This window comes from Streptomyces sp. NPDC006512 (assembly GCF_040611935.1).
Lineage (GTDB): Bacteria > Actinomycetota > Actinomycetes > Streptomycetales > Streptomycetaceae > Streptomyces.
This window is the reverse complement of the sequence record NZ_JBEXPG010000016.1, coordinates 30,854-53,365: the sequence shown is the minus strand read 5'-3', so window position 1 is coordinate 53,365 and position 22,512 is coordinate 30,854. Positions and strand designations below refer to the sequence as shown.

Below are 22,512 nucleotides of genomic sequence, written 5' to 3'. Positions count from 1 at the left end.
AGCACAAGGGTTTGTGACGAGCATGGGTGAGGTTCCAATGGCGGATCAGGTGGCGGATCAGGACAAGATCCTCGGCTACTTGAAGCGGGTGACGGCCGATCTGCACCAGACACGGCAGCGCCTTCGCGAAGTCGAGGCCCAGGAGCCGGAGCCGATCGCGATCGTCGGCATGGCCTGCAGGTTCCCCGGCGGCATCCAGTCGCCGGAGGACCTGTGGGGCCTGGTGGCGGGCGGCCGGGACGCCATCACCGACTTCCCCGCCGACCGCGGCTGGGACATCGAGTCCCTGTACGACGCCGACCCCGAGCAGCGGGGCACCTCGTACACCCGCGAAGGCGGATTCCTCGACGGGGTCGGCGAGTTCGACGCCGCCTTCTTCGGGATCAGCCCCCGCGAAACCCTCGGCATGGACCCGCAGCAGCGCCTGCTCCTCGAAACCTCGTGGGAGACCTTCGAACGCGCCGGCATCGACCCGGCGACCCTCCGCGGCAGCAAGGCCGGCGTCTTCATCGGCACCAACGGCCAGGACTACCCCGACCTGCTCCGCGAGGTCCCCCAGGGCGTCGAGCAGTACCTCCTCACCGGCAACGCCGCCAGCGTCGTCTCCGGCCGGCTGTCCTACACCTTCGGCCTCGAAGGTCCCGCCGTCACCGTCGACACCGCCTGCTCGGCCTCGCTCGTCGCCCTCCACCTCGCCGTCCAGGCGCTGCGGAACGACGAGTGCTCCATGGCCCTGGCCGGCGGTGTCACCGTCATGTCCAGCCCGCGCGCCTTCGTACAGTTCAGCCGGCAGCGCGGACTCGCCCCCGACGGCCGGTGCAAGCCGTTCGCCGACGGCGCCGACGGCACCGGCTGGGGCGAGGGCGTCGGCATGCTCCTCGTCGAAAAGCTCTCCGACGCCCGACGCAACGGCCACCCCGTCCTCGCCCTCGTGCGGGGCAGCGCCATCAACCAGGACGGCGCCTCCAACGGCCTGACCGCCCCCAACGGGCCCTCCCAGCAGCGCGTCATCCGCCAGGCACTGACCAACGCCGGGCTCACCCCGGCGCAGGTCGACGCCGTCGAGGCGCACGGCACCGGCACCACCCTCGGCGACCCCATCGAAGCGCAGGCCATCCTGGCCACCTACGGCCAGAACCGGCCCGAGGGCCGGCCGCTGTGGCTGGGCTCGGTCAAGTCCAACATCGGGCACACCCAGGCCGCCGCCGGCGTCGCGGGCATCATCAAGATGGTCCTCGCGATGCGGCACGGCGTGCTGCCCGAATCCCTCCACATCGACCAGCCGTCCACGGCCGTCGACTGGGCCACCGGCGACGTCGAACTGCTCACCCGGGCCGTACCCTGGCCCGAGACGGGGCAGCCGCGCCGCGCCGGCATCTCCTCCTTCGGCGTCAGCGGCACCAACGCCCACACCGTCATCGAGCAGGCCCCGCCCGCCGAACCCGCCCCGGCCGGACCCGGCACGACGGGCCGGCCGGACACGGCCACCCCGGACAGCGCCGCGGGCGCCACCGGACCGGTACCGCTGCTGCTGTCGGGCCACGGCGACGAAGCCCTCGCCGCCCAGGCCGGCCGCCTCGCCGCCCACCTGCGCGCCCACCCCGAACTCGCCGCGGACCCCGCGTCCCTGACCGACCTCGGCTTCTCCCTCGCCACCAGCCGCTCCGCGCTCGACCGCCGGGCCGTCCTCTTCGCCGCCGACCGCGAACGGCTCCTCGCCGACCTCGACGCGCTCACCGCCGGCGAGCAGCCCCCGACCGCCGTGCTCGGCGCCGTGGACGACGGGAACACCGCGTTCCTGTTCACCGGCCAGGGCAGCCAGCGCCTCGGCATGGGCCGCGAACTGTACGCCACCCACCCCGGCTTCGCCCGCGCCCTCGACGCCGTCCGCGACGAACTCGACCGGCACCTCGAACGGCCCCTGTACGACGTCCTGTTCGCCGCCGAAGACAGCCCCGAAGCGGCGCTGCTCGACGCCACCGCCCACACCCAGGCCGCACTGTTCGCCGTCGAGGTCGCCCTCCACCGGCAGCTCGAACAGTGGGGCGTCACCCCCGACTTCCTCATCGGGCACTCCATCGGTGAACTCGCCGCCGCCCACGTCTCCGGCGTCCTCACCCTCCCCGACGCGGCCGCCCTCGTCGCCGCCCGCGGCCGCCTCATGCAGGCCCTGCCCGCGGGCGGCGCGATGATCGCCGTCGAGGCCACCGAGGACGAGGTCACCCCGCTGCTCACCGACCGGGTGTCCGTCGCGGCCGTCAACGGCCCCCGCTCCGTGGTCGTCTCCGGCGACGCGGACGCCGCCGAGCACATCGCCGAGGCCCTGCGCGCCCGAGGCCGCCGCACCAAGCGCCTCCCGGTCAGCCACGCCTTCCACTCGCCGCTCATGGACGGCATGCTCGACGCGTTCCGCGAGGCCGCCGAAGCCGTCTCCTACGCGCCGCCCGTCATCCCGATCGTCTCCAACCTCACCGGCGCCTCCGTGACCGCCGAGGAGATCTGCACCGCCGACTACTGGGTCCGGCACGTCCGCGAGGCCGTCCGCTTCCACGACGGCATACGCGGCCTCGCCGCACTCGGCGTCACCACCTTCGTCGAGGTCGGCCCCGGCGGGGTCCTCACCGCCCTCGCGCAGGACTGCCTCACCGGCCAGGACGACGCCGTGTTCGTCCCCGCCCTGCGCGGCGACCGGCCCGAAGCGGCCGCGTTTGCCGCCGCCGTCGCCCGCGCCCACGTCCACGGCGTCCCCGTCGACTGGTCCGCCGTCTTCGCCGGCCGCCCCGCCACCCGCATCGACCTGCCCACGTACGCCTTCCAGCGGAGCCTGTACTGGCCCGAACAGCCCACCGCCTGGACCGGCGACGTCACCGCCGCCGGCATCGGCTCCGCCGACCACCCGCTGCTCGGCGCGGCCATCGCCCTCGCCGACGGCGACGGCTACCTGTTCACCGGCCGGCTCTCCCTGGCCACCCACCCCTGGCTCGCCGACCACACGGTCATGGACACCGTCCTGCTGCCCGGCACCGCCTTCGTCGAACTCGCCCTGCGGGCCGGCGAGCACACCGGCTGCGAACTCCTCGACGAACTCACCCTCCAGGCACCCCTGGCCCTGCCGCCGCACGGCGGAGTACAGATCCAGCTCGCCGTCGGCGCCCCCGACCCCGACGGACGCCGCTCCCTGACCCTGCACTCACGGCCCGAGGACGCCGCCGACGACACCTGGGGCGAAGGCGCCTGGACCCGGCACGCCACCGGCCTCCTCGCCCCCGCCACCGCCCAGGACACCCCGCGCGCCGGCACCGACCTGGCCACCTGGCCCCCGAAGGACGCCACCGCCCTCCCCGTCGACGGCCTCTACGCACACCTCACCGCCTCCGGCTTCGCCTACGGGCCCGTCTTCCAGGGCCTGACCGGTGCCTGGCAGCGCGCCGACGAGGTCTTCGCCGAAGTCCGCCTCCCCGAGCAGGCCCACGCCGAAGCGGCCCTGTTCGGCCTCCACCCCGCCCTGCTCGACGCCGCCCTGCACGCCGTCGGCATGGGCTCCCTGCTGGCGGAGACCGAGCACGGCAGGCTGCCGTTCTCCTGGAGCGGCGTCACCCTCCGCGCCGTCGGCGCGCGCACCCTGCGCGTCCGCCTCGCCCCCGGCGGCCAGGACACCGTCTCCGTCGACCTCGCCGACGAGACCGGAGCCCCCGTCGCCTCCGTCGACGCGCTACTGCTCCGCCCCGTCACCCCCGACCAGGTACGGGCCGCCCGCACCGCCTTCCACGACGCCCTCTTCCGCGTCGAATGGACCCCGCTGCCGCTGCCCGCCGCCACCACCGTCGCCCCCGCCCAGTGGGCCCTGCTCGGCGCGGCAGGCCCCCGCTTCACCGCCGTCCTGCCCACGGCCGCCACCCACACCGGCCTCCCCGCCCTCGGTACGGCCCTCGCCGACGGCGGCCCCGTACCGCAGGCCGTCCTCGTCTCCGTAGCGGCCCCCGGCGGGCTGTCGCGGACCCCCGTCGACGCCGCACTGCCCGCCGCCGTCGGCGACGCCCTGCACCACGCCCTCGACCTGGCCCGGGCCTGGCTCGCCGACGACCGCTACGCCGGCTCCCGGCTCGTGTTCGTCACCCACGGCGCCGTCGCCACCACCTCCGGCTCCGACGTGCCCGACCTCGCGCACGCCCCGCTGTGGGGCCTGCTCCGCTCCGCCCAGAACGAGCACCCCGACCGGTTCGTCCTGCTCGACCTCGACGACCGCGAGGAGTCCCTGCGAGCCCTGCCCGCCGCGCTGGCCACCGCCGAACCGCAACTCGCCCTCCGCGAAGGCCGCGCCGTCGTACCCCGCCTCGCCCGCGTCCCCGCCACCCCCGGCCAGGAAGCCCGCCCCCTCGACCAGGACGGCACCGCCCTCGTCACCGGCGCCACCGGCACCCTCGGCGGCCTCGTCGCCCGCCACCTCGTCACCGCCCACGGCGTACGCCGCCTGCTGCTCACCAGCCGCCGCGGCGAGGCCGCCACCGGAGCAGCCGAACTCCTCGAAGAGCTGCGCGCGCTGGGCGCCGAGGTGACCCTCGCCGCCTGCGACGCCGCCGACCGTGCCGCGCTCGCCGCCCTCCTGGCCTCCGTACCGGCCGCACACCCGCTCACCGCCGTCGTCCACACCGCCGGAGTCCTCGACGACGGCATCCTCGAAGCACTCACCCCCGAGCGCATCGACCACGTCCTGCCCGCCAAGGTCGACGCCGCCGTCAACCTGCACGAACTGACCTCCGGCCTCGACCTCGCCGCGTTCGTCCTGTTCTCCGCCGCCGCCGGCACCCTCGGCGCCGCCGGCCAGGCCAACTACGCCGCCGCCAACACCTTCCTCGACGCCCTCGCCCAGCGCCGCCGCGCCGACGGCCTCACCGCCACCGCGCTCGCCTGGGGCCTGTGGGCCGAACGCAGCGGCATGACCGGCGACCTCGCCGACACCGACCTCGAACGCATCACCCGCGCCGGAGTCGCCGCCCTGTCCTCCACCGAGGGCCTCGCCCTCATGGACACCGCCCGTGCCGTCGGCGACCCCACCGCCGTCCCCATGCACCTCGACCTGGCCGCCCTGCGCCACGCCGACGCGCACAGCGTTCCCGCCCTGCTGCGCGGCCTGGTCAGGCCCGCCGCCCGCCGCACCGCCGCCCAGGACGCCGCCCCCGCCGACGGCCTCACCGCACGACTGCTGCCGCTGACCGCCGCCGAACGCGACCGGCTGCTGCTCGCCACCGTCCGCGTCCAGGTCGCCGCCGTCCTCGGCTTCCCCGGACCCGACGCCGTCGACCCCGGCCGCGCCTTCAAGGAACTCGGCTTCGACTCGCTCACCGCCGTCGAACTGCGCAACCGCCTCGGCTCGGCCACCGGAGTCCGCCTCCCCGCCACCCTCGTCTTCGACTACCCCACCCCCCACGCGCTCTCCGCGTTCCTGCGCACCGAACTCCTCGGCGACCGGACCGCCCCCACCGCCACCGCAATCACGCCCGCCGCCCGGGCCACCGCCGACGAGCCCATCGCCATCGTCGGCATGAGCTGCCGCTACCCCGGCGGCGTCACCACCCCCGAGGAGCTGTGGCAGCTCGTCGCCGGCTCCGTCGACGCGATCTCCCCGTTCCCCACCGACCGCGGCTGGCACCTCGACGCGCTGTACGACTCCGACCCCGGCCGCGCCGGGACCTCCTACACCCGGGAGGGCGGCTTCCTCCACGACGCCGCCGACTTCGACCCCGACGTCTTCGGCATCAACCCGCGCGAAGCCCTCGCCATGGACCCGCACCAGCGGCTCCTGCTGGAAACCTCCTGGGAGGCATTCGAACGGGCCGGCATCGACCCCGCCTCCGTCCGCGGCACCCGCACCGGCGTGTTCGCCGGCGTCATGTACCACGACTACCTGACGCGGCTCCCCGCCGTACCCGAGGGCCTGGAGGGCTACCTCGGCACCGGCAGCGCCGGCAGCGTCGCCTCCGGCCGCATCTCCTACACCTTCGGCCTCGAGGGCCCCGCCGTCACCATCGACACGGCCTGCTCCTCCTCCCTCGTCGCCCTGCACCTGGCCGCACAGGCCCTGCGCAGCGGCGAATGCGACATGGCCCTCGCCGGCGGCGTCACCGTCATGTCCACCCCCGACACCTTCATCGACTTCAGCCGCCAGCGCGGCCTCGCCACCGACGGCCGCTGCAAGTCCTTCTCCGCCGACGCCGACGGCACCGGCTGGGCCGAGGGCGCCGGCATGATCCTCGTCGAACGGCTCTCCGACGCCCGCCGCAACGGCCACCCGGTCCTCGCCGTGGTCCGCGGCACCGCCGTCAACCAGGACGGCGCCTCCAACGGCCTCACCGCCCCCAACGGCCCCTCCCAGCAGCGCGTCATCCGCGAGGCCCTCGCCCACGCCGGCCTGACCGCCGCCGACGTCGACGCCGTCGAAGCCCACGGCACCGGCACCACCCTCGGCGACCCCATCGAAGCCCAGGCCCTCCTGGCCACCTACGGCCAGGACCGCCCCGACGGCACCCCCCTGCGCCTGGGCTCCGTCAAGTCCAACATCGGCCACACCCAGGCCGCGGCGGGCGCCGCCGGCATCATCAAGATGGTCCAGGCGATGCGCCACGGCATCCTGCCGGCGTCCCTGCACATCGGCGAGCCGTCCCCGCACATCGACTGGACCGCCGGCGCCGTCGAGCTGCTGACCGAGGCCACCGCCTGGCCCGAGACCGGCCGCCCCCGCCGCGCGGGCATCTCCTCCTTCGGCGTCAGCGGCACCAACGCGCACGTCATCATCGAGCAGCCGCCCACCGGCCAGGACGCCGGACCCGCACCCGCCGACGGCACCGCCGACGGGGACCGGACGCCCGCGGGCACCCCGCTGCCGTTCGTCCTCTCCGGCCGGACTCCCGACGCGCTGCGCGCCCAGGCCGCCCGCCTCGCCGCCCACCTCGCGGAACACCCCGACACGGCCCCCGCCGACGTCGCGTACTCCCTGGCCACCACCCGCACCGCCCTGGACCGCCGGGCCGCCGTCGTCGCCCCCGGCCACGAAGGGCTCCGCACCGCCCTCGCCGCCCTCGCCGAGGGCCGCGACAGCGTCGGCCTCGTCCGCCACGACACCGCCGACGGCCGCACCGCCGTCCTGTTCACCGGCCAGGGCAGCCAGCGCCCCGGTACGGGCCGCGAGCTCTACGCGACCCACCCGGTCTTCGCCGCAGCCCTCGACGAGGTCTGCGCCGCCCTGGACCCGCACCTCGAACAGCCCCTCAAGGACGTCATGTTCGACGAGGACGGCGACCTCCTGAACCGGACCGGCTACACCCAGCCCGCCCTGTTCGCCCTGGAGACCGCGCTCTACCGCCTCGTCGAATCGTGGGGCCTGCGCCCCGACTTCGTCTCCGGCCACTCCATCGGCGAGATCACCGCCGCCCACGTCGCCGGCGTCCTCACCCTGCCCGACGCGGCCACCCTGGTTGCCGCCCGCGGCCGCCTCATGGAGCAACTGCCCCGGGGCGGCGCGATGATCGCGCTGACCGCCACCGAGGACGAGGTCCGGCCGCTGCTCGCCGGCCACGAGGACCGCATCGGCATCGCCGCCGTCAACTCCGCCTCCAGCACCGTCGTCTCCGGCGACGAGACCCTCGCCCTGGAGATCGCCGCCGAGTTCGAGCGGCGCGGCCGCCGCACCAAGCGGCTCACCGTCAGCCACGCCTTCCACTCCCCGCTGATGGACGGCATGCTCGACGCCTTCCGCGACGTCGCCGCCTCCCTCACCTACCGGGCACCCGCCGTCCCCGTCGTCAGCAACCTCACCGGAACCGTCGCGGGCGACGAACTGCGCACCCCCGACCACTGGGTCGCCCACGTCCGCGAACCCGTCCGCTTCCTCGACGGCATCCGCACCCTGGACGCCGAACACGTCACCACCTACCTCGAACTGGGCCCGCAGGGCGTCCTGTCCGGCCTCGGCCGCGACTGCCTCACCGACACCTCCGGCGACGCCGTGTTCGTCCCGGCACTGCGCCGCGACCGCGGCGAGGCCGAGGCGCTGGCCGCCGCGATCGCCGCCGTCCACACCCGCGCCGTCCCGCTCGACTGGCCCGCGTACTTCGCCACGACCGGCGCCCGCCGGGTCGACCTGCCCACCTACGCCTTCCAGCGCCGCCGGTTCTGGCTCGAAGCCCCGCCCGGCCACATCGGGGACGTCGAATCGGCGGGCCTGGGCGCCGCCCACCACCCGCTGCTCGGCGCCGCCGTACCGCTCGCCGACGGAGAGGGCTTCCTCTTCACCGGGCGGCTCTCCCTCGACACCCACCCCTGGCTCGCCGACCACGCCGTCATGGGCACCGTCCTGCTGCCCGGTACCGCCTTCGTCGAACTCGCCGTCCGCGCCGGCGACCAGGCGGGCTGCGACGTCCTGGAGGAACTGACCCTCGAAGCACCGCTCGTCCTGGTCCCGCACACCGCGGTACGCCTCCAGATCGTGGTGGGTGCGCCCGACGGAGACGGCCGCCGCACCCTCGACCTGTACTCGGGCGACCCCGACGCCGCCGACGACGAACCGTGGACCCGGCACGCCACCGGCGTCCTCGCCACGGGCGCACCGCTCCCCGGCTTCGACCTCACCGCCTGGCCCCCGCCGGGCGCCGAGGCCGTCACCGTCGACGGGCTGTACGAACACCTCGGCCGGGGCGGCTTCGCCTACGGTCCCGTCTTCCAGGGCCTGCGGGCCGCCTGGACCCTCGGCGACGACGTCTACGCCGAGGTGGCCCTGCCCGAGGACCGGCAGACCGAGGCCACCCGCTTCGGCCTGCACCCGGCGCTCCTGGACGCCGCCCTGCACGGCACGTTCGTCCGGCCGTCCGGCACGGACCGCCCCGCCGGGCTGCCGTTCTCCTGGCGCGGCGTGTCCCTGCACGCCGTCGGCGCCGCCGCGCTGCGCGTCCGCCTCACGACGCACGGCGAGGACACCCTCTCCCTCCAGCTGGCCGACACCACGGGCGCGCCCGTGGCCGCCGTCGAGCAGCTGACGGTGCGGCCCGTCTCCGTCGACCGGCTCGCCGCCGCCCCGCGCACGGCCCACCACGAGTCGCTGTTCCGGATCGAGTGGGCCACCGTGCCCCTGCCGGCCGGCTCCTCCTCCGCCGAGGACACCACGGCCACGTGGGCCGTCATCGGCACCGACGGCGACCACGGCACCGAGAACACCGGCACCGGAACCGACGGCGCCGCCGGTCTGCCCGGCCGGGCACACGCCGGCCTCGCGGCCCTCGCGGCGGCCGTGGACGCGGGCGCCACGGTCCCCTCGTACGTCCTGGCCCCCTGCCCGCCCGCCGGCTCCGCGGGCGCGCTCACCGCGGACGCCGTCCGCACCGCCACCCACCGGGCACTCGCCCTGGTCCAGGCGTGGCTCGCCGACGACCGCTTCGCCACGTCCCGCCTGGTGTTCGTCACCCGGGGCGCCGTCGCCACCCAGGGAGACTGGGACCTCGCCGACCCCGTCCACGCCCCCGTCTGGGGCCTGGTCCGCTCCGCACAGTCGGAGAACCCCGACCGCTTCGTCCTCGCCGACCTCGACGGCCCGACCCCCGACGGCGCCCTCCTCGCCGCCGCCCTCGCCACCGGCGAGCCGCAGCTCGCCGTCCGCCGCGGCACCGTCCACGCCCCCCGCCTCGCCCGGATCCCCGCCACCACGCGCCTGACCCCGCCCCCCGGCGAACCGGCGTGGCGCATGGACATCGAGGACAAGGGCACCCTCGACCACCTCACCCTCGTCCCCAGCCCCGAGTCCCGGGCGACCCTGGAACCCGGACAGGTCCGCGTCGCCGTCCGCGCCGCAGGCCTCAACTTCCGCGACGTCCTCAACGCCCTCGGCATGTACCCGGGAGACCCCGGCCTCATGGGCAGCGAAGGCGCCGGCACCGTCGTGGAGACCGGCCCCGGAGTCACCGACCTCGCCCCCGGCGACCGCGTCATGGGCATGCTGCCCGGCGCCTTCGGCCCGCTCGCGGTCGTGGACCGCCGCATGATCGCCCCGATGCCCGAGGGCTGGACCTTCGCCGAGGCCGCGGCCGTACCGATCGTCTTCATGACGGCCTACTACGCCCTCCACGACCTCGCCGGACTCCGCGCGGGCGAATCCCTCCTCGTGCACGCCGCCGCCGGCGGAGTCGGCACGGCCGCCGTCCAGCTGGCCCGCCACTGGGGCGCCGACGTCTACGCCACCGCCAGCCCCGCCAAGTGGGACACCCTGCGCGGACTCGGCCTGACCGACGACAAGATCGCCTCCTCCCGCACCCTCGACTTCGAGGACACCTTCCGCACGGCCACCAACGGACGCGGCGTCGACGTCGTCCTCGACTCCCTCGCCCGCGAGTTCGTCGACGCCTCCCTGCGGCTCCTGCCGCGCGGCGGACGCTTCGTCGAGATGGGCAAGACCGACGTCCGCGACCCCCAGGACGTCGCGGCCGCCCACCCCGGCGTCGGCTACCAGGCCTTCGACCTGACCGAAGCCGGCCTCGACCGCATCCAGGAGATGCTCACCGAGCTCCTCTCCCTCTTCCGGGCCGGCTCCCTGAGCCCCGTACCGGTCTCGGCCTGGGACCTGCGCCAGGCCCCCGAAGCGTTCCGCTACCTCAGCCAGGCACGCCACACCGGCAAGATCGTGCTGACCGTCCCCACCGACTGGAACCCCGACGGCACCGTCCTCATCACCGGCGGCACCGGCACCCTCGGCGCCCTCGTGGCCCGCCACGCCGTCACCACCCGCGGCGCCCGCCGCCTGATCCTGACCAGCCGCCGCGGCGAGGCCGCCGCCGGAGCCACCGAACTCGCCGCGGACCTGCGGGCCCTGGGCGCCGACGTCACCGTCGCCGCCTGCGACGCCGCCGACCGCGACGCGCTCGCCGCCCTCCTGGCCTCCGTACCGGCCGCACACCCCCTGACCGCCGTCATCCACACCGCCGGAGTCCTCGACGACGGCATCGCCGAGGCGCTCACCCCCGAGCGCGTCGACCGCGTCCTGCGGCCCAAGGCCGAAGCCGCCCTCCACCTGCACGAGCTGACCCGCCACCTCGACCTGGCCGACTTCGTCCTCTTCTCCTCCGCCGCGGGCACCTTCGGCGGCGCCGGCCAGGCCAACTACGCGGCCGCGAACGTCTTCCTCGACGCCCTCGCCCGCCACCGCCAGGCCCACGGCCTGCCCGGCACCTCCCTCGGCTGGGGCCTGTGGGCCGAAGCCAGCGGCATGACCGGCGAACTGGACACCGCCGACAAGGACCGCATGACGCGCTCCGGCGTCCTCGGCCTCTCCTCCGAGGAGGGCCTGGCCCTCCTCGACACCGCCCACCGCACCGGCGACGCCCACCTCGTCCCCATGCAGCTCGACCTCGCACCCCTGCGCAAGGCCGACGCGAGCATGGTCCCCGCCCTGCTGCGCGGCCTGGTCCGGCCCGCCGCCCGCCGGGCCGCCGAAGCCACCGCCGCCGGCACCGGAACCCCGCTGGTGGAGCGGCTCGTACGGCTCCCCGACCACGAGCGCGACCAGCTGCTCCTCGACCTCGTACGGGACCAGGTCGCGGCCGTCCTCGGCCACGCCAGCCCCGACGCCGTCGAGCCCGGCCGCGCCTTCAAGGACCTCGGCTTCGACTCGCTGACCGCCGTCGAGTTCCGCAACCGGCTCGGCGCCACCGCCGGCGTCCGCCTCCCCGCCACCCTCGTCTTCGACTACCCCACCCCCACGGTCCTCGCCGGCTACCTGAAGGACGAACTCCTCGGCTCCGAGGCCGCGGCCGCCCTCCCGCGCCACCCGGCCACCACCACCGTCGAGACCGACGACCCCATCGCCATCGTCGCCATGAGCTGCCGCTTCCCCGGCGGCGTCCGCAGCCCCGAGGACCTGTGGGAGCTGCTCGCCGAAGGCCGCGACGGCATCGCGCACCTCCCCGCCGACCGGGGCTGGGACACCGAGGCGCTCTACGACCCCGACCCCGACAACCCCGGCACCTCGTACGCCCGCGAAGGCGGCTTCTTCTACGACGCCCACCACTTCGACCCCGCGTTCTTCGGGATCAACCCGCGCGAGGCCCTCGCCATGGACCCGCAGCAGCGGCTGCTCCTGGAAACCTCCTGGGAGGCGTTCGAACGCGCCGGCATCGACCCGACGGGGCTGCGCGGCGAGCAGGTCGGCGTGTTCGTCGGCCAGATGCACAACGACTACGTGTCCCGCCTGAACACCGTCCCCGAAGGTGTCGAGGGCTACCTCGGCACCGGCGGCTCCAGCAGCATCGCCTCCGGCCGCGTCTCCTACACCTTCGGCTTCGAGGGTCCGGCCGTCACCGTCGACACCGCCTGCTCCTCCTCCCTCGTCGCCCTGCACCTCGCCGCGCAGGCGCTGCGGTCCGGCGAGTGCTCCCTCGCCCTGGCGGGCGGCGTCACCATCATCACCACCCCCGACGTCTTCACCGAGTTCAGCCGCCAGCGCGGCCTCGCCGCCGACGGCCGCTGCAAGCCGTTCGCGGCCGCCGCGGACGGCACCGCATGGGGCGAGGGCGTCGGCATGCTGCTCGTCGAGCGGCTCTCCGACGCCCGCCGCCACGGCCACCAGGTGCTGGCCGTGGTCCGCGGCACCGCCGTCAACCAGGACGGCGCCAGCAACGGCCTCACCGCCCCCAACGGGCCCTCGCAGCAGCGCGTCATCCGCCAGGCCCTCGCCAACGCCGGCCTGACCGCCGCCGACGTCGACGCCGTCGAGGCCCACGGCACCGGCACCCGGCTCGGCGACCCCATCGAAGCGCAGGCGCTGCTCGCCACGTACGGCCAGGACCGGCCGGACGACAGCCCGCTGTGGCTGGGCTCCGTCAAGTCCAACTTCGGTCACACCCAGGCCGCCGCCGGTGTCGCCGGCATCATCAAGATGGTCCAGGCGATGCGTCACGGCATCCTGCCGAAGACCCTGCACGTCAACGAGCCGTCGCCCCACGTGGACTGGTCGGCCGGAGCCGTCTCGCTGCTCACCGAGCAGCGGTCCTGGCCCGACACCGGCCGCCCGCGCCGCGCGGGGGTCTCCTCCTTCGGCATGAGCGGTACGAACGCGCACGCCATCGTCGAACTCCCCGCGAGCCCGCCCGCCCCGCCCGCCCCGGCCGTCCCGGCCGTCCCGGCCGCGCCGGTGGCGCTCCCGTGGCACCTGACCGCCCGCACCCCGGAGGCGCTGCGCGCCCAGGGCGAACGGCTCCTGTCCCACCTGGAAGCGCACCCGGCGGCCGAACCCGTCGACATCGGGAACGCGTTGGCGACCACCCGGGCCGTCTTCGAACACCGGGCGACCGTCGTCGCCGCGGACCTCGACGGCTTCCGCGCCGGCCTCACGGCCCTCACCGAGGGACGCCCGGCGACAGGACTGCTCCAGGGCTCGCCCCACGCGGGGGAGAAGCTCGCCTTCCTGTTCACCGGACAGGGCAGCCAGCGCCTCGGCGCGGGCCGCGAGCTGTACGCCGCGCACCCGGTCTTCGCGGCCGCGCTGGACGGGGTCTGCGAACGCCTCGCTCTCGAACTGCCCCTGAAGGACGTGCTGTTCGGGACGGACGGAGAACTGCTGGACCGGACGGAGTACACGCAGCCGGCGCTGTTCGCCGTCGAGGTGGCCCTGTTCCGGCTGCTGGAGTCCTGGGGTGTGAAGCCCGACTTCCTGTCCGGGCACTCGATCGGCGAGATCGCGGCCGCGCACGTGGCCGGTGTCCTCTCGCTGGAGGACGCGTGCGTGCTGGTCGCGGCGCGCGGCCGGCTGATGCAGGCGCTGCCCGCGGGCGGGGCCATGATCGCCGTCGAGGCCTCCGAGGATGAGGTCCTGCCCCTGCTGACCGGCCGGGTGGCCATCGCCGCCGTCAACGGCCCGCGTTCGGTCGTGGTTGCCGGTGACGAGGACGCGGCGATGGCGGTCGCGGGGTCGTTCCCCGACCGCAAGAGCAAGCGCCTCACCGTCAGCCACGCCTTCCACTCGCCGCACATGGACGGCATGCTGGACGACTTCCGGCGGGTGGTGGAGGGACTGTCCTTCGCCGCCCCCCGCATCCCCGTCGTCTCCAACCTGACCGGCGCCCTCGTCACCGACGAGATGGGCTCGGCGGACTTCTGGGTCCGGCACGTCCGCGAAGCGGTCCGCTTCCTCGACGGCGTCCGCACACTGGAAGCCGCCGGCGTGACGACCTACCTCGAACTCGGCCCCGACGGCACCCTCTCCGCCATGGCCCAGACCTGCCTGACGGGAGACCCCGCCGCCACGGCCTTCGCCCCCGCCCTGCGCTCCGGCCGCGACGAGACCCAGACCCTCCTCTCGGCGCTCTCCACCGCGTACGTGCGCGGCGCCACCGTCGACTGGCGGGCGTTCTACGCCCCGCTCGGAGCCCAGCGCCACGACCTGCCGACGTACGCCTTCCAGCGGGCCGTCTACTGGCTCGACGCCGGCCGCGCGGACGGCGACGTCGCGGCCGCCGGACTCGGCACCGCGGGCCACCCGCTGCTCGGCGCCGAGGTCCAACTGCCCGACTCCGACGGCCACCTCTTCACCGGCCGGCTGTCGCTGGCCACCCACCCCTGGCTCGGGGACCACCGGGTCGCGGGCGCGGCCCTCCTGCCGGGTACGGCATTCGTCGAGCTCGCGCTCCGCGCCGGCGAACACGTCGGCTGCGACCTGGTCGAGGAACTCACCCTGGAAGCCCCCCTGGTGCTCCCCGAGCACGGCGGCGTACAGCTGAGGCTCTCCGCCGGAGCCGCCGACCCCGCGGGCCGCCGCAGCCTTACCCTGCACTCCCGCCCCGAGGGCGCGGACCCGGACGCCCCGTGGACGCGCCACGCGGCCGGCGCCCTCACCACCGCCGCCGGTCCGGCCCCGCAGGACCTCACCGCATGGCCGCCGGCCGGCGCGGAAGCCGTCCCGGTGGAAGGCCTGTACGAGGGACTCACGGACTCCGGCTTCGGGTACGGACCGGTGTTCCGGGGCCTGCGCGCCGCCTGGCGGCACGACGACGCCTACTACGCCGAGGTGGCCCTGCCCGACACCGCCCGTGACGACGCCGCCCGGTTCGGCCTGCACCCCGCCCTCCTCGACGCCGCCCTGCACGCGCTCGGACTGCGCACCCCGGACGGCGACGGCACCGAAGGACGACTCCCGTTCTCCTGGTCCGGCGTCCGCCTGCACGCGGTCGGAGCCTGCGAGCTGCGCGTACGCCTGACCACCGCCCACAACGGCGAAGTGGCCCTCACCCTCGCCGACGCCACCGGAGCGCCCGTCGCCTCGGTCGCCGGACTGGCCCTGCGCACGGTCGGCGGCGACCAGCTCGGCACCGCGCCCGACCCGGCCCGCGACGCCCTGTTCCGTGTCGAGTGGACGCGATCGGCCGGTGGCGGAACCTTCCACGACTGGTCGATGCGCGGCGAGGGCGACGGGACCGCCACCGCCTCGGTGGTGCAGTGCGTGGAGCCCGCCGGCGGGGACCTGGCCGCCGCGGTGCACGCCGAGACCGGCCGGGTACTGGGACTGCTGCAGGACTGGACCGCGGACGGCGACCCCACGGACTCGCGCCTGGTGTTCCTGACCCGGGGCGCGGTGGAAGCCGTACCGGGCGAAGGCGTCTCCGACCTGGTGCACGCCCCCGTGTGGGGTCTGGTGCGGTCGGCGCAGTCGGAGAACCCGGGCCGGTTCGTCCTCGTCGACATCGACTCCGAAACCGACCTCACCGACGGACTGTCGGCCGCCCTGGCCTCCGGCGAGCCCGAGGTGGCGCTGCGCAACGGCTCCGTGCTCGTACCGAGGCTCGCGCGGACGACGAGGACCGACGGCGCGGCCGCCGCATGGGACACCACGGGCACCGTACTGGTGACCGGTGCGAGCGGCTCGCTCGGCGGGCTCTTCGCACGCCACCTGGTGACCGAGTGCGGGATCCGGCACCTGCTGCTCGTCAGCCGCCGCGGTGAGGCCCCGGAGCTGACGGCCGAACTGACCGGACTGGGCGCCGAAGTCACCTGGGCGGCCTGCGACGTGGCCGACCGGGACGCGCTGGCCGCCGTACTGGCCGGCGTCCCGGCCGCACACCCGCTGACCGCGGTCGTGCACACGGCCGGTGTGCTGGACGACGGTGTGCTCGGTTCCCTCACCCCCGAGCGGCTGTCGGCCGTACTGCGCCCGAAGGCGGACGCCGCCTGGCACCTCCACGAACTGACCCAGGACCTCGACCTCTCCGCGTTCGTCCTGTTCTCCTCCGCCGCCGGCGTCTTCGGCGGCCCCGGTCAGGCCAACTACGCCGCGGGCAACGTCTTCCTGGACGCCCTGGCCGCGCACCGGCGGGCCCTGGGGCTCGCCGCCACCTCCCTGGCCTGGGGCCTGTGGACCGGCGTCGGCGGCATGGGCGGAGACCTGGCCGACGGGGACCGCGAACGCATCAACCGCGGCGGCATCGGCACCCTCACGCCGGAGACCGGCCTGGCCCTCTTCGACGCGGCCCGCCGCACGGACGGCCCGCTGCTCGTCCCCCTCCCGCTCGACCTGGCGGCCCTGCGGGCCCGGGCCCGCACCGGCGCGGTGCCCGACCTGCTGCGCGGCCTGGTCCGCGTACCGGCCCGCCGGGCGGCGGGGCAGACCGCCGGCGGCGACGAGCCGGAGCTCCGTACCCGGCTGGCCGCGCTGCCCGCCGACGAGCGGGCGGTTACCCTCCTGGCGGCGGTCCGGGCCGAGGTGGCCGCCGTGCTCGGTCACGCCTCGACCGACGCGGTACCGGCCGACCGGGCGTTCAAGGAGCTCGGCTTCGACTCCCTGACCGCCGTCGAACTCCGCAACCGCCTCGGCGCCGTCACCGGCGAACGGCTCCCCGCCACGCTCGTGTTCGACTACCCGACGCCGACCGTCCTCGCGGAGTACCTGAGGACCGAGGTCCTCGGACTGTCCCCGGACGGGGAGAGCGCCGAAGCGGCCACGGCCGCATCCCCCGGCACGGCGCTCCACGACGACCCCATCGCGATCGTCGGCATGAGCTGCCGCTACCCCGGAGGGGTCGAGACCCCCGAGGACCTGTGGCGCCTGGTCGTGGGCGGCGTCGACGCCATCTCGGAGTTCCCGCAGGGCCGCGGCTGGGACCTGGAGTCGCTGTACGACCCGGACCCCGACGGCAAGGGCACCAGCTACACCCGCTCCGGCGGCTTCCTGCACGACGCGGGCCGCTTCGACCCGGCGTTCTTCGGGATCTCCCCCCGCGAGGCCGTGGCGATGGACCCGCAGCAGCGGCTGCTGCTGGAAACCTCGTGGGAAGCCTTCGAGGGCGCGGGCATCGACCCCGCCACCCTGCGCGGCAGCCGCACGGGCGTCTTCGCCGGCATCATGTACCACGACTACGCCACCCGGATCACCTCCGTGCCGGACGGAGTCGAGGGCTACCTCGGCACCGGCAACTCCGGCAGCATCGCCTCCGGCCGCGTCTCCTACGCCTTCGGTCTGGAGGGCCCGGCGGTCACCGTCGACACGGCCTGCTCCTCGTCCCTCGTCGCCCTGCACTGGGCGATCCAGGCCCTCCGCAACGGCGAATGCACCATGGCGCTCGCCGGCGGTGTCACCGTCATGTCGACGCCGGGCACCTTCACCGAGTTCAGCCGCCAGCGCGGTCTCGCCGCCGACGGCCGCATCAAGTCCTTCGCCGCCGCCGCCGACGGCACCAGCTGGGCCGAGGGCGCCGGCATGCTCCTCGTCGAGCGCCTCTCGGACGCCCGCCGCAACGGCCACCCCGTACTCGCCGTCGTCCGCGGCTCCGCCGTCAACCAGGACGGCGCCAGCAACGGCCTCACCGCCCCCAACGGACCCGCCCAGCAGCGCGTCATCCGGCAGGCCCTCGCCTCCGGCGGCCTGACCGGCGACCAGATCGACGCGGTCGAGGCCCACGGCACCGGAACCACCCTGGGCGACCCCATCGAAGCCCAGGCACTGCTGGCCACGTACGGCCGGGAACGCGCGGCGGACGAACCGCTGTGGCTGGGATCGATCAAGTCGAACATGGGTCACACACAGGCCGCCGCAGGAGTCGCCGGCGTCATCAAGATGATCATGGCGATGCGGTACGGCGTCCTGCCGAAGACCCTGCACGTGGACGAGCCCACCCCGCACGTGGAGTGGGAGGACGGCGCGGTGTCGCTGCTCACGGAGTCCGTTCCGTGGCCGGAGACCGGCCGTCCGCGGCGCGCGGGCGTGTCCTCGTTCGGCATCAGCGGCACCAACGCGCACACGATCATCGAGCAGGCCCCCGACGAACCCGGCACGCCGGCGACCGGACCCGTCCCGCCGGTACTGCCGTACGTCCTCTCCGCGAAGTCCGCCGAGGCGCTGCGCGGGCAGGCGGCCCGCCTGCGGGCCCACCTGGAGGACTCGCCAGAGCTCCGTGACGCCGACGTGGCCCGTTCACTGGCCACCACACGCGCCGCGTTCGACCACCGCGCCGTGGTCGTCGCGGGGGACCGGGAGCAGCTGCTGCGCGGCCTGACCGCGCTGCAGGACGACGACCCGGCCGCTGCCGGGGTCACCCGGGGCGCCGTGGGCGCGGCCGGGGCCGGGAAACTCGCCTTCCTGTTCACCGGGCAGGGCAGCCAGCGCCCGGGCATGGGCCGTGAGCTGTACGACACCCACCCGGTGTTCGCGGCCGCCCTGGACGCTGTCTGCGACCGCATGCACCTCGAACTCCCCCTGAAGGACGTGCTCTTCGGCACCCGTACGGAATCGCTGGACCGGACGGAGTACACGCAGCCCGCACTGTTCGCCGTCGAGGTGGCCCTGTTCCGACTCCTCGAATCATGGGGCGTGCGCCCGGACTTCCTGTCCGGGCACTCCATCGGGGAGATCGCCGCCGCCCACGCGGCCGGCGTCCTCTCCCTCGACGCCGCGTGCGAACTCGTCACGGCGCGCAGCCGGTTGATGCAGGCACTCCCGGCCGGCGGCGTGATGATCGCCCTCCAGGCCACGGAGGAAGAGGTCCTGCCCCTGCTGACCGACCGGGTCGGCATCGCCGCGGTCAACGGCCCGCGTGCGGTGGTCATCGCCGGAGACGAGGACGCGGCACTGGCCGTCGCAGGGTCCTTCCCCGACCGCAAGACCAAACGCCTCACCGTCAGCCACGCCTTCCACTCACCGCACATGGACGGCATGCTCGCCGACTTCCGCAAGGTCGCCGAAGGCCTGTCCTACGCCGCCCCGCGCATCCCGGTCGTCTCCAACCTCACGGGCGCCCTCGTCACCGACGAAATGGGCTCGGCGGACTTCTGGGTCCGGCACGTCCGCGAGGCCGTCCGCTTCCTCGACGGCGTCCGCACACTGGAAGCGTCCGGCGTGACGACGTACCTCGAACTCGGCCCCGACGGCGTCCTCTCCGCCATGGCCCAGGACTGCCTGACGGCCGCGGAACCCGCCACGAACGCCCGCTTCACGCCCACCCTCCGCACCGGCCGCGCCGAGCCCGAAACCCTCACCACCGCCCTCGCCCACGCCCACGCCCACGGAGCGACGCCCGACTGGAACGCGTACTTCGCCCCGACCGGCGCCGCCCAGGTCGAACTGCCCACCTACGCCTTCCAACGCGACTGGTACTGGCTCGACTCGGCCCCCACCGCCCCGCACGCCCCGGGCGACGCGGCCGGCTTCGGACTCGGCGCGACGGACCACCCGCTGCTCGGCGCGGCCGTCGAACTCCCCGACTCGGACGGGTTCCTCTTCACCGGCCGGCTGTCCTCGGCCACCCACCCCTGGCTCACCGACCACACCGTCCTCGGCTCGGTCCTCCTGCCGGGAACGGCCTTCGTGGAACTCGCGGTCCGCGCGGGCGACCAGGTCGGCTGCGACCTCCTGGAGGAACTGACCCTGGAGGCCCCGCTCGTCCTCCCCGACCGCGGCGGGGTCCAGCTCAGGCTCTCCGTCGCCGCAGCCGACGAGTCCGGCCGCCGAGCCCTGTCCCTGTACTCCCGCGACGAGGACGGCGCCGCCGACGAACCGTGGACCCGGCACGCCGCCGGCGTCCTCGCCACCCGCGGCACCGACACTGCGGCCCCGGCCACCGACCTCACCGCCTGGCCGCCGGCTGGAGCCGAACCGGTCGACGTCGACGGCCTCTACGAAGGACTCGCCGCCGCCGGATTCGACTACGGCCCCGTCTTCCAGGGCCTGCGGTCGGCCTGGCTCCACGGCGACGCCGTGTACGCCGAGGTGAGCCTGGACGAGGAGACCGGGCAGACGGCCGACTGGTTCGGCCTCCACCCGGCACTCCTCGACGCGACCCTCCACGCGGCCGGCCTCGGCACGCTCGTCGAGGACACCGGACAGGGACGACTCCCGTTCGCCTGGACCGGAGTCAGGCTGCACGCGACCGGCGCCTCCGCGGTACGGGTCCGGCTGGCCCCCGCCGGCCACGGCGCGGTGTCGATCGAACTCGCCGACACGGCGGGCGTACCCGTCGCCTCCGTCGACTCCCTCGCACTGCGGACCGTATCGCCCGAACAGATCGGCGTCGCCACACGCGGCGGCCGCCACGCCTCCCTGTTCCAGGTCGAATGGACCGCCGTACCGCTCACCCCGGTACCCGCCACCGGCCAGCGCCCCTGGGCCCTGCTCGCCGACGGGCACTCCGGCCTCGACTCCGTGGGGATCCGCCACGAACCCCACGACGGACTCGCGACGCTCAAGACCCCGGCCCTCGTGTGCCTCCCGCTGCCCCCGGTCACCGATCCGCAGGACGTGGCGGGTGCCGTCCACGAGTCGACCGGCCGCGTACTGGACCTGCTGAAGGAATGGCTGGCCGACGACCGATTCGCGGATGCGCGCCTGCTGTTCCTGACGCGGGGCGCGGTAGCGGCCCTGCCGGGCGAGGGCGTGGCCGACCTGGTCCACGCCGCGGTGTGGGGTCTGGTGCGCTCGGCACAGTCCGAGAACCCGGGCCGGATCGTCCTCGCCGACACGGACGGCACCGACGCGTCCTACCGCACCCTGCCCGCCGTACTCGCCTCGGGCGAGTCCGAGGTGGCGGTCCGGGGAGGTTCGGTTCTGGTGCCGAGGCTGGCGCGTGCGGTGGTCGGCGCCGATGAGCCGGCTGTCGGGTGGGGTGCCGAGGGCACGGTGTTGGTGACGGGCGCGAGCGGTTCGCTGGGCGGGCTGTTCGCGCGTCATCTGGTGACCGAGCACGGTGTGCGGCGTCTGCTGCTGGTGAGCCGTCGTGGCTCCGGCGCGGAGGGCGCGTCGGTTCTGACGGCTGAGCTGTCGGCCCTGGGTGCCGAGGTGTCGTGGGCGGCGTGTGATGTGGCCGACAGGGAATCCCTGAAGGCCGTACTGGCGAACGTTCCCGCTGACCGTCCGCTGTCGGCCGTGGTGCACACGGCCGGTGTGCTGGATGACGGTGTGGTGGGCTCGCTCACCGCCGAGCGGCTGTCGGCCGTTCTGCGTCCGAAGGTGGACGCGGCCTGGAACCTCCACGAACTCACCCGCGATCTGGACCTGTCGGCGTTCGTGCTGTTCTCCTCCGCCGCTGGTGTGTTCGGTGGCGCGGGGCAGGCCAACTATGCGGCGGCGAACACCTTCCTGGACGCCCTCGCCGCCCACCGCAGGGCTGAGGGCCTGACGGGTACGTCCCTGGCCTGGGGTCTGTGGGCCGAAGTCGGCGGTATGGGTGACGCGCTCGCCGCCGAGGACGTGTCGCGTCTGGGCCGTGGCGGCGTGAACGCCCTGTCCGAAGCCGAGGGGGTGGCGTTGTTCGATGCCGCCTCGGCCTCCGGGCAGTCGCTCCTCGTACCGGTGAAGCTCGACCTCGCCGCACTGCGCGCCCAGGCGGGCAGCGGGATGCTTCCGCCGCTCCTGTCCGGCCTGGTCCGTACGCCCGCCCGCCGGGCCGCGGGCAGCGCCGCCCCCGGCGCGGACGGCGGGGCCGAACTGCGCGAGCGCCTCACCGGGCTCTCGCCGGCTGCGCGCAACGAAGCACTGCTGGAGCTGGTCTGCACGTACGTCGCCGGCGTCCTCGGCTTCGCCGGGCCCGAAGCGGTCGACCCGGCACGGTCGTTCAACGAGGTCGGCTTCGACTCCCTGACGGCCGTCGAACTCCGCAACCGCCTCGGCTCCGCCACCGGCGTACGGCTGCCCGCCACCCTCGTCTTCGACTACCCGACGCCGACGGCTCTCGTGGAGTACCTGCGGGACGAGCTCTGGCAGGACGGAGCCGCGGCGGTACCCCCGCTGCTCGCCGAACTCGACCGGCTGGAGAAGACGCTCGTCGGGTCGACGCCCGACGACGCCGGGCGCGACCGCATCACCGAGCGCCTCGCGGCCCTGCTGGCCGCCTGGAGCGAAGCCGGCGACCGGGCCGCCGACCCTGCCGACGCCGACGGCGCCGATGTCGCCGAGGCCCTGGAGAGCGCGACCGACGACGACCTCTTCGACTTCATCGGCAAGGAGTTCGGCATCTCATGACGCGGCAGTCCCGCCCCGCCCGCTCCAACCACTCTGAC

General features: G+C 75.0%; 1 protein-coding gene. It reads left to right on the top strand.

The window, feature by feature from the left end:
• The first annotated feature begins 22 nt into the window (after positions 1–22).
• A complete protein-coding gene (locus tag ABZZ17_RS13940) occupies positions 23–22,474 on the top strand; it encodes an SDR family NAD(P)-dependent oxidoreductase (protein WP_356875492.1) in 22,452 nt (7,483 codons plus the stop codon).
• Positions 22,475–22,512: the final 38 nt, after the last annotated feature.